Origin of the sequence: Streptomyces sp. NPDC006265 (genome assembly GCF_040613555.1) — a bacterium.
Classification (GTDB): domain Bacteria; phylum Actinomycetota; class Actinomycetes; order Streptomycetales; family Streptomycetaceae; genus Streptomyces.
Genome location: NZ_JBEXSH010000285.1, coordinates 1 through 9,788, shown reverse-complemented (window position 1 = coordinate 9,788; position 9,788 = coordinate 1). Strand labels below are relative to the sequence as shown.

The window sequence follows — 9,788 nt, the reverse complement described above, 5'->3', positions numbered from 1 at the left end:
GCCGCATCTCGACGCCGCGCCAGCCGTCCGGCTGCGGGAAGCCGCCCTCGGGGAGGTGCCGGCGGTGGAAGGAGCGGATCTCGCGGTAGAAGTCGCCCCGGTCGGCGGGCCGCACCCGGTCCTCGCGGGCCAGTACGAACAGCATGTGGTCCAGCGCCCGCTCCAGCAGCAGCGGCCGCGCCCAGTCGAGGTCCGGGCGCTGCTCCAGGAACGCGAACAGCCCCTCGTACTGCGGGAAGATGTCGAAGTGCCGGCGCCCGGGCGTCTTGGTGATCGCGCCCTGCCGGCGCTGCCGGTACTCCACGCCGATCCGGTCCAGGCAGGCGATGCGGTCGGCCAGCACCATCGAGCGGTAGGTGACCGGCGCGTCCTCGTACAGCCCCGGCGCGTACTGCAGGCCGTGCCCCTGGAAGAACGACCGCCGGTAGGCCTTGTTCCAGGCGACCAGGAAGAGGTTCAGATACTGCGGGCTCTCCCGGATGCCGAACGTCTCCAGGCCGGCCGAGGCCAGCAGGTCCGCAGCCTCGCTGCGTCCGCCCCGGCCCCACCAGTGGGTGCGCACATGGTCGAAGACCAGGATGTCCGGATCGCCGGTCGCCGCCAGGCGTGCGGGGACGGCGGCCAGCAGGCCCGGCGTGTAGTGGTCGTCGCTGTCCAGGAACAGGACGTAGTCGCCGGCCGCCTGCGCGAGTCCGGCGTTGCGGGCCCGGCCGAGGCCCACGTTCTCCGGCAGGTGCAGCACCCGCACCCGGTCGTCGCGGGCGGCGTACTCGTCGAGGATCGCGCCGCTGCCGTCGGGCGAGCGGTCGTCCACGGCGATCACCTCGAAGTCGCCGTGGGACTGGCCGAGCACCGAGTCGAGACACTCGCGCAGGAAGCCCTGCACCTTGTAGACGGGGACGATGATGCTGAAGCGGGGCACTTCTTCGGTCAGCTCCTTACGAGGGGGGCGGCGGGGGCCGGGACGCGCTCCGCGAGGGGGATGACGGGCGGGATCGACTCGGGCGGCTCACCCAGCAGCACCCGGCGCACGACGCGTTCGGCGGCCCGCCCGTCGTCGAACTGGCAGAAGCGCTCCCGGAACGCGGCCCGCAGGGAGGTGGCGGTCTCGTCCGCCCAGGAGCCGTCACGGAAGGCGGCCGCCAGTTCCCCGGGCGTCCGGGCGACCCGGCCGGGCGGGAGCTCCATCAGGTCGAAGTAGACGCCCCGGGTCTCCCGGTAGACGTCCCAGTCGTCGGCGTACACGACGATCGGGCGGTCCAGGTTGGCGTAGTCGAACATGATCGACGAGTAGTCCGTGATCAGCGCGTCCGCGGCCAGGCAGACGTCCTCCGACGAGCGGTGCCCGGTGACGTCGATGATCCGGCCGCCGCCCCTGCTCGCCCCCTGGTCGTAGAAGTAGTGGGCGCGCAGCAGCACCACGTAGTCGTCGCCGATCGCCTCGCAGAACTCCGCCAGGTCCAGGCCCGTCTCGAAGCCGGTGGCGTAGTCGCGGTGCGTGGGCGCGTAGAGCAGGGCCTTCTTGCCCTCGGGGACGCCCAGTTCCTTGCGGACGCGGGCGACGTCCTCGGCGGACGCCGTGCAGTAGACGTCGTTGCGCGGATAGCCGTACTCGAGCCTCTCGTGCGCGCTCGGGAAGGCCCGCTCCCACATCTCGGTGGAGTGCCGGTTGGAGGTCAGGTTGTAGTCCCAGCGGTCCACCCGGGCCAGCAGCTTGGCGAAGCTGCCGGTCGCCGCGGCCACCACGGGGTACGTCGCCTGGTCGGCGCCCATCGTCTTCAGCGGGGTGCCGTGCTGGGTCTGGAGGTGCACGCTGCCGGGGCGCTTGACCACGGCGTCCGCGAAGTTGGCGTTGTTGACCAGATACTTCGCGCGGGCCAGCACCTCCCAGTACTTCCGGCTGCCGATCACCGCGTACTCGACGTCCGGCGGCACGCTGCCCACCGCGTCCGGCTCCACCAGGAACACCGCGCGCAGGTGCGGCGCGAGCTCACGGGCCTTGGCGTGGATCGCGGCGGGGTTGCAGGCGTAGCCGCGGCCCCAGTAGGCGCAGTACACGACGAGGTTGCGGTCGAGCGGGAGGCGCAGAGCCGCCGCGTAGCGGAGCCGGGTGCGCAGTCCCCGCGGGCGGGGGAGCAGCGCGGCGGCCCGCGACGCCGTCCGGTTGGCGGCGCGCAGGGAGCGGAACGCCGCGTACGACCCCGAGGCCAGCAGCCGGTGCTGGACGCCGATGCTGCCGCCGGGCGCCCGGTAGCCGGCGGGGCGGTGCCGCCGGTGGAGCGCGCCGGCCCGCCGGAAGAAGGCGCGGCGGTCGGACGTCAGCCGCCGTGGGTGGGCGGCCGTCTTCAGTACGGCGGCGAAGAGCTGCTCGAACAGCGGCTTCAGCCGGTCCGCCGGCAGGTCCTGTTCCGCGGCCCGCGTCAGCACCAGTTCGGTCTGGTCCAGCAGCTCGGCGTGGTGCGCGCCGGGCAGGCCCAGCCGGTTGCCCTGCCGACGCAGCAGGTGCCGGACGACCACCGCGCGCAAGGCCGCCACCCGCTCCGCCCGCAGGGCGACCAGCCCGCCGAAGCCGACGTCGGTGAAGTGGTCCCCGGGGAAGGAGAGGCCCTGCTCGGTGAGGAAGGCCCGGCGGTAGACCGCGCTCCACGCCGGGAGCGCCACACCCGTCAGCTGCGGGGCCCGGCCGGGGGAGAAGGCCCCGTCCGGCGTCCGGGCGAGCAGGGGTGCCGCCGGGTTGGTCGGCTCGCCTTCCCACCAGGGGGTGCGCTCGTGCTCGAAGTACAGGACGTCGACGTCGCCCACGGCGCTCATCCGGGCGTCCAGGGCGGCCAGCGCCCCCGGGACGAGGACGTCGTCGCCGTCGAGGAAGAGCACATGGCCGCCGACCGCCGCCTTCAGCCCGGTGTTGCGTGCCCCGGCCAGACCGGCCGACGGCGGCGAGTGCACCGGCGTCACCCGGGAGTCCCGCTCGGCGTACCCGGCGACGACGTCCGCCGCCGGGGCGTCGGGTGCGTCGCACACCGGGATCAGCTCGAAGTCGCCGAACGACTGGGCGAGGACCGAGTCCAGCGCCAGGGACAGCCGGCCCGCGACCCCATGGGACGGGACGACGATGCTGAAGCGGGGCATTCTGCTCCTTCTGTCAGGAGGCGGCTCTGTCGGGAGGCGGGTCTGCCGGAGTCGGGAGGTCTCAAGCGGCGCGTGGGCGTCCCGGCCGCCCGGACGGGCGACAGGAGGACGGCCGGGACGGTGTCGGCCGCGACGGGCTGGAGGGCATTGCGGACTCCCCGGGGTGAGAACCGTGGTCAGAGGCTGTCGGTGACGGCGGGCGGGCCGGCCGGCAGCGGCACCGTGGTGAGCGGCTCGCGCGTCAGCGAGGCCGCCGCCGACGGCACCGGGCGGCGCTCGCCGAGCGGCACGACCGGCGGCAGTTCCGACTGCCCGAGGACGACCCTGCGCACGACCCGCTCGGCGGCCCGGCCGTCGTCGTAGGTGCAGAACCGCTCGCGGAACGCCGCCCTCAGCTGTGCCGAGCGGGAGCCGCGCCAGTGGCCGGTGGCGAAGATGTCGATCAGCTCGTCCTCCCCGCGAGCGACCGCGCCCGGCGAAACGTCGCGCACGTCGAAGTAGGTGCCGCGGGCCGCGTCGTACGCCTCCCAGTCGTCGGCGTGGATCACGATCGGCCGGTCCAGGTTGGCGTAGTCGAACATCAGTGATGAGTAGTCCGTGACCAGGGCGTCCGACGCCAGGCAGAGCGACTCCACGCTCGGGTGGCCGGAGACGTCGACGACCCGGCCGCAGGTGCTGGTCAGCGGGGCGTCGTAGGCGTGGTGGGCACGGGCCAGGACGACGAAGCGCGGGCCGAGGCGGCGCACGATCCGCTGGAGGTCGAGGGCGTGGCGCTGGGAGCGGCGGTAGTCGCGGTGGGTCGGCGCGTACAGGATCGCCACCGCGCCGCGCGGGATGCCGAGCGAGGCGCGCAGCCGGGCCACGTCCGCCGGGGTCGCCGTCCGGAAGACGTCGTTGCGGGGGTAGCCGTACTCCAGCGTGGTGTAGCGGCCGGGGTGGACGCGCTCGTGGATCAGCGTGGTGTGGCGGTTGGCGGACAGCACGTAGTCCCACCGGTCGATGTCCTTCAGCAGCCGCGCGAAGTCCCGGCCGCGGGCCGCGGCGGGGCGCTCCTGGAGGTCCAGGCCGAGGTGGCCGAGCGGGGTGCCGTGCCCGGTCTGGATCAGGACCTGGCCCCGGCGTTTGGCGAGGCGGTCGTCGAAGCCGGTGTTGCTGACCAGGTAGCGGGAGCGGGCGAACGCCGTCCAGTAGGCGGCCGTCCCGGGGACGAGGCGGCGCGGGCCGGGCGGGATGGTGTGATGGTGCTCGCGGCGGGCGATCCACGCCGTGCGGATGTGCGGCGCGAGGTCGCGGAACGCGGCTTCCAACGCGCCCGGGTTGCAGCCGTGGCCGCGGCCGTCGTAGGCGGCGAAGACGGCGCGGTCGGCGCGCAGCGGCAGACAGCGCTGGACGCGGTAGTGGGTCCTGAGGGCGGCCGACCGCACGCCCCGCAGCAGCTTCCCGGTGGTCCGGGCGGCGGCGCGCTGCAGCGCCGCGGCCCACTGGAGGGTGCGGTAGGTGCGGTGCAGGCCGAAGCGGATCAGGACGTGGTGGATCCGGCAGCGCAGGGGGACGGGCCCGCCGGGGGTGCGGTAGCGGCGGTAGTGGGCGCGGGCCCGGCGCAGGAAATCCGCGCGTGAGCCCTTGGGCAGCCGGTCCCGCCGGGAGTACACGATCGCCAGATGGTGCACCATGCGGCGGAACAACACCGGCCGCCACTGCGCCAGTTCGGGACGGTCGTCGACGAACGCGAAGACCCGCTCGTACTGCTCGAAGACATCGAAGTGCCGCTCGCTGGTGGTGCGCAGGATGCTGCCCTGCCGCCGTTGCCGGTAGTGCACGCAGACCCGGTCGAGGGTCGCGATCGAGTCGGCGGTCATCAGCACCGGGTACGTCCACGGCATGTCCTCGTAGACGCCGGGCGGGAAGACGAACCCCTCCCGCTCGACGAACTCCCGCCGGTAGGCCTTGTTCCAGGCGACCATCAGCAGCCGCAGCAGCCCCGGCCGGTCCTCCAGCCGGAACGGCGCCGGGCCCTGCTCGGTCAGCTGCCGGGCCGCCTGGTTGCGGATCGCCTCACCCGTCCAGTACGTGCGCGCGTAGTCGAACACCAGTACGTCCGGTTCGCCGGTCTCCTTCAGCCGGTCGGCGATCGAACGCAGCGCGCCGGGTGTGAGGGTGTCGTCGCTGTCGAGGAACAGAAGGTAGTCGCCGCTCGCGTGCGCCACGCCGGCGTTTCTCGCGCGGCCCAGGCCGACGTTCTCCGGCAGGTGGACGGGGCGGACGCGCGTGTCGCGGGCGGCGAACTCGTCGGTGATCGCGCCGCACGCGTCCGGCGAGCAGTCGTCGACGACGATCAGTTCCAGATCGGGACAGGACTGGGAGAGCACCGATTCGAGGCACTCGTGCAGGTACGCCTGAACCTGGTACGCGGGGACAATGACACTGAACCTGGGCAAGAGGCCATCCATCGGTCGGCGCGGGCGTTCGGCCCGGGAACGGCCGGTGGGCCGACTTGGTTACGGTGGCTACGGCATCCGGGGGAACGCGGAAGGGGCGGACCGCCCCCGGCCCGTCCCTCCAACCGCCTTGCTGTGAGGGCTACTTGACCGCGCCGGCCATGACGCCGGACACGAACTGCCGCTGGAACGCGAAGAAGACGGCCAGCGGGACCACCATCGAGATGAACGCACCGGGTGCCAGCACGTCGATGTTGTTGCCGAACTGCCGTACCTGCGTCTGGAGTGCGACCGTGATCGGCTGGCTCCCGGAGTCCGAGAAGATCAGTGCGACCAGCATGTCGTTCCACACCCACAGGAACTGGAAGATGCCGAGCGCGGCGATCGCCGGACCGCCGAGGGGCATCACGACACGGAAGAACAGGCGCAGTTCACCCGCCCCGTCCAGGCGCGCCGCCTCCAGCAGCTCGCGCGGGATCTCCGCGAAGAAGTTCCGCAGCAGGAACACCGCGAACGGCAGACCGAAACCGACGTGGAAGAGCACCACGCCGAGGACCGAGCCGAAGATGCCGATGCTGCCGAAGAGTTCGGCGATCGGGATCAGCGCCACCTGCACGGGGACGACCAACAGGCCGACCACACCCAGGAACCACCAGTCCCGGCCCGGGAACTCCATCCAGGCGAAGGCGTAGCCGGCCAGCGAGCCGATGATCACCACCAGCAGGGTCGCCGGCACGGTGATCCACACCGTGTTCACCAGGCTGCTGGTGATGTCCTCGTTCTCCAGCAGCTTCCGGTAGCTGTCGAAGGTGATCTGCGAGGGCTCGGTGAACACCTTCCACCAGCCGCTCGCCGCGATGTCCTCCGGCGCGCGGAGGCTGGACAGGAGCAGCCCGATCGTCGGCACCAGCCAGAAGAGTCCGACGACGATGAGGAACACCCGCAGCAGCCCGCCGCTGACCCCCTCGGCGAGCCGCGATCCCAGCGACTGTTTGGCCTTCATCGCCGCACCTCCCGCCTGAGCCTGCGTACGTTACTGTGCCTTCCCGGGGGACAACCCCCGGACCCCCGGCCGGGGAAGGGGCGAGACGCTTTCATCGCCTGACCTCCCGACGCAGTCGACGTACGTTGAACCACATCACCGGGATCACGAGCAGCAGCAGGAACACCGAGATGGCGCTGGCGATGCCCGGCTGGTCCTCGGAGAAGCCCTTGCGGTACAGCTCCAGGGCGAGGACGTTCGCGTCGTCCTGGGAGGAGCCGGGGGCGATGATGAAGACCAGGTCGAAGATCTTCAGCACGTTGATCATCAGGGTGACGGCGACGACCGCGAGGACCGGCGCCAGCAGCGGCACCGTGACGCGTCTGAACACCTGCCACTCGCTCGCGCCGTCGACCCGGGCCGCCTCCAGCAGCTCCCGGGGCACGCTCGCCAGCCCGGCCGCGATCAGCACCATCGCGAAACCGGCCCACATCCAGATGTACGAGCCGATGATGGCCGGGGTGACCAGGGACGGGCCGAGCCAGTCCAGGCCGTTGTACGGCTCCTTGAAGTTGCTCGCCGGGAGCCGGAGTCGGGCCCCGTCGGCCGAGGCCGGAAGCGTGAAGGTGCCGTCGCCGGCGGCCGTCGCCGACGCCACCACCTTGCCGTCCTTCACGGCCTCGATCCTCATCCCGGCATAGCCCAGTTCGGCCGGGTCGACACTGTTGAGCTTCCCGACGCCCTTGCCGCGGGTGAAGTCCTGCCAGGTCGTGCCCGTGACCTTGTCCGGCTCGGGCTTCGGCGCCACCGCGGCCTTGGCGCCGTCGGGCATCAGATCGGGCGCCACGCCGACCAGGGGCAGCGAGACCACCTCGCCCGTGCGGACCGGCGAGGTGGTGATGAACGCGCCCCCGCCGGCCGGTTTCAGCGGCGATTCCCGGCCCGGGTGGGCCTTCGGGAACGCCGACGCCTGGGAGAACGTGTCGTGCACGCCCACCCACACCGCGTTCGCGACGCCCTTGTCCGGGTCCTGGTCGTACACCAGACGGAAGATGATGCCCGCCGCCAGCATCGAGATCGCCATCGGCATGAAGACGACCAGCTTGAACGCCGTACCCCAGCGCACCCGTTCGGTCAGCACCGCGAAGATCAGGCCGAGCGCCGTCGCGACCGTCGGCGCGAACACCACCCAGATGATGTTGTTCTTCAGCGCGGTGCGGATGCCCTCGTCGGTGAAGAGGGACTTGTAGTTGTCTATTCCGGCGAAGCCGTCACCGGACTGGTCGTAGAAACTGCGCACGACCGAGTACCCGATCGGGTACACCACGAGCGCGCCGAGCAGGACGAGCGCGGGTAGCAGGAACAGCGCCGCGACGGTCCTGCGGGTGCCGGTCACACTCTTGCGCGACTTGGGAGCGGCTGGGGGCCTGTCGCCCCCTGCCGCCGAAACCGATGTCATGACATCAGTTCCCGTAGGCCGCGGCCGCTTCGGTCTCCAGCTTCGCCTGCGTCCCCGCGATGTCCTTCGGGTTCTTCAGGAAGTCCTGGAGGATCTTCCACTCGCCCTTGCCGGGCGTTCCGCCGAAGGCCTGCGGGGCCTGGTCGGACATGTCGAAGCGGAAGTCGTCACCGGAGCCGATGAGCGCCTTGGCGATCTTCTGCTGCACCGCGTTCGGATAGTCGGAGTTCGGCACGTTCTTGTTCGGCGAGAGGTAGCCGCCCAGCTTGGCCTGGATCGACGCCGCGTCCGGGGAGGCGAGCCAGGTGGCCAGGGCCTGCGACCCCTTCGAGTCCTGGAGGATCACGGCCGCGTCGCCGCCCGAGACCACCGGTCCGGTGTCACCGACCGCCGGGAACGGGAACACCTTCGCGTCCGTGCCGATCTTCATGCTGGAGGGGATGTTGACCTGCGCGAAGTCACCCGCGGCCACCATGGCGGCCTTGGGCTGGTCCCCGCCGGTGAACACCTGGGTGACGGACGCCGGGAAGTCGGTCTGCAACGCCCCGTTCGCCCCGCCCGCGATCCAGTTCGGCTTGCCCCAGACCTGCGCGAGCGTGGTCAGCGCGTCCTTCACGGACGGGTCCGTCCACTTGATCTCGTGCTTGGCCAGCTGGTCGTACTTCTCCGGCCCGGCCTGGGAGAGGTACACGTTCTCGAACCAGTCGGTCAGCGTCCAGCCCTCGGCGCCGCCGACGGAGAACGGGGTGACGCCGGAGTCGGAGACCGTCTGCGCGGTGTTGAGCAGATCCGGCCAGGTCTCGGGCTCACTCGCCCCGGCGTTCTCGAAGACCTGGTTGTTGTACCAGATCAGGGACTTGTTGGCGGCCTTGTAGTAGACACCGTACGGCTTGCCGTTCACCTTGCCGATGTCCTGCCAGCCCTGTGAGTAGTTCTCACCGAGCTCCTTGACGGCTTCGGAGCCCAGCGGCTTGGCCCAGCCCTTGTCGACGGCCTGCTTGATGGCGCCGGGCTGGGGCAGCATCGCGATGTCCGGCGGCTGTCCGCCGGCCACCTTCGAGCCGATGAAGTTGATGATCGGGTCCTGCGCGGGCACGAACGTGACCTTGGCGCCCGTGCGCTTCTCGAACTCTTGCAGAACCTTCTTGAAGTTGGCCTGTTCGGTGCCGCTCCACACGGCGGCGACCTCGAGGCTCGTCCCGTCCAGCTTCGGAAGGGTGACGTTGTTGGCGGTGTCGTCGGTGTCGCCTGTGCTTCCACCGCTGCCGTCGTCGCTGCTTCCGCAGGCGGACAGCGAGAGCGCGAGGGCTCCCGCGGCGACGGCGGCCGCTGCCTTGGCGGCTCTGCGGTGCTGGAGGGTCGCCGTGTCCCGCTTGGGCGACCAGCGTGTCCGGATGGTGCTGCTCGTCATGCGCATGACTGCCCCGTTCTTCGTTTCTCGTCGAACGTCGAGCGCGCTCCCGTGCGATCTGGTCTACGCCCGGGTGTGCGGGGGCGGCAAGATGGCGTCGGCTGTCAAGCGGGGGATCGTGACTCCCTCGTGACCAGGGACTCGGCCCCATGACGCCGGGTGGGGCCGACTGCCGTCCTCGGTCACAGGAGCGACGGCACCTTCGCCGCCGCGACCTCCCGTGCCGCCCTTTCCAGCGCGCTGGCCAACAGTGCCAGGTCGGTTGGTCCGTTCCCGAGCTCCCGCACCGGACGGCGGGCCGGAGGGTCACCCATGCGGTGCCATTCCAGGGGCACGACCGTGGGGCGCAGCGTCGCCGTCCGGGGGATC

Annotated in this window: 6 protein-coding genes and 1 pseudogene; all 7 read right to left on the bottom strand. The window is 71.4% G+C overall.

Annotation, left to right across the window (positions count from 1 at the left end; genetic code table 11):
- The coding region (locus tag ABZ281_RS22800; protein WP_356658128.1) for a glycosyltransferase family 2 protein at positions 1-922 on the bottom strand (922 nt) is incomplete at its 3' end.
- An 8-nt stretch (positions 923-930) separates the two neighbouring features.
- The gene (locus ABZ281_RS22795) at positions 931-3,129 is read right to left on the bottom strand and encodes a CDP-glycerol glycerophosphotransferase family protein (protein WP_356658126.1); all 2,199 of its coding nucleotides are present in this window, start codon (positions 3,127-3,129) and stop codon (positions 931-933) included.
- 176 nt (positions 3,130-3,305) lie between these two features.
- Positions 3,306-5,567, bottom strand: a complete 2,262-nt coding sequence (locus tag ABZ281_RS22790) for a bifunctional glycosyltransferase family 2 protein/CDP-glycerol:glycerophosphate glycerophosphotransferase (RefSeq protein ID WP_356658124.1) — start codon at positions 5,565-5,567, stop codon at positions 3,306-3,308.
- A 142-nt stretch (positions 5,568-5,709) separates the two neighbouring features.
- Positions 5,710-6,570: a carbohydrate ABC transporter permease gene (locus tag ABZ281_RS22785; RefSeq protein WP_356658122.1), complete on the bottom strand. Its 861-nt coding sequence runs from the start codon at positions 6,568-6,570 to the stop codon at positions 5,710-5,712.
- Positions 6,571-6,661: 91 nt separating this feature from the next.
- Positions 6,662-7,945 carry a sugar ABC transporter permease gene (locus ABZ281_RS22780; RefSeq protein WP_356658130.1) on the bottom strand — a complete coding sequence of 428 codons (1,284 nt, stop codon included), beginning with the start codon at positions 7,943-7,945 and terminating at the stop codon, positions 6,662-6,664.
- 67 nt (positions 7,946-8,012) lie between these two features.
- A complete protein-coding gene (locus ABZ281_RS22775; protein WP_356658120.1) occupies positions 8,013-9,425 on the bottom strand; it encodes an ABC transporter substrate-binding protein in 1,413 nt (470 codons plus the stop codon).
- Between the two features lie 176 nt (positions 9,426-9,601).
- Positions 9,602-9,788, bottom strand: a pseudogene (locus tag ABZ281_RS22770) (hypothetical protein); the annotation flags it as partial.

What these genes read in the sequence shown, in the direction of transcription:
- ABZ281_RS22795 (WP_356658126.1), bottom strand. Translation starts at nt 3,129, where the DNA reads ATGCCCCGCTTCAGCATCGTCGTCCCGTCCCATGGGGTCGCGGGCCGG.
- ABZ281_RS22785 (WP_356658122.1), bottom strand. Translation starts at nt 6,570, where the DNA reads ATGAAGGCCAAACAGTCGCTGGGATCGCGGCTCGCCGAGGGGGTCAGC.
- ABZ281_RS22775 (WP_356658120.1), bottom strand. Translation starts at nt 9,425, where the DNA reads ATGCGCATGACGAGCAGCACCATCCGGACACGCTGGTCGCCCAAGCGG.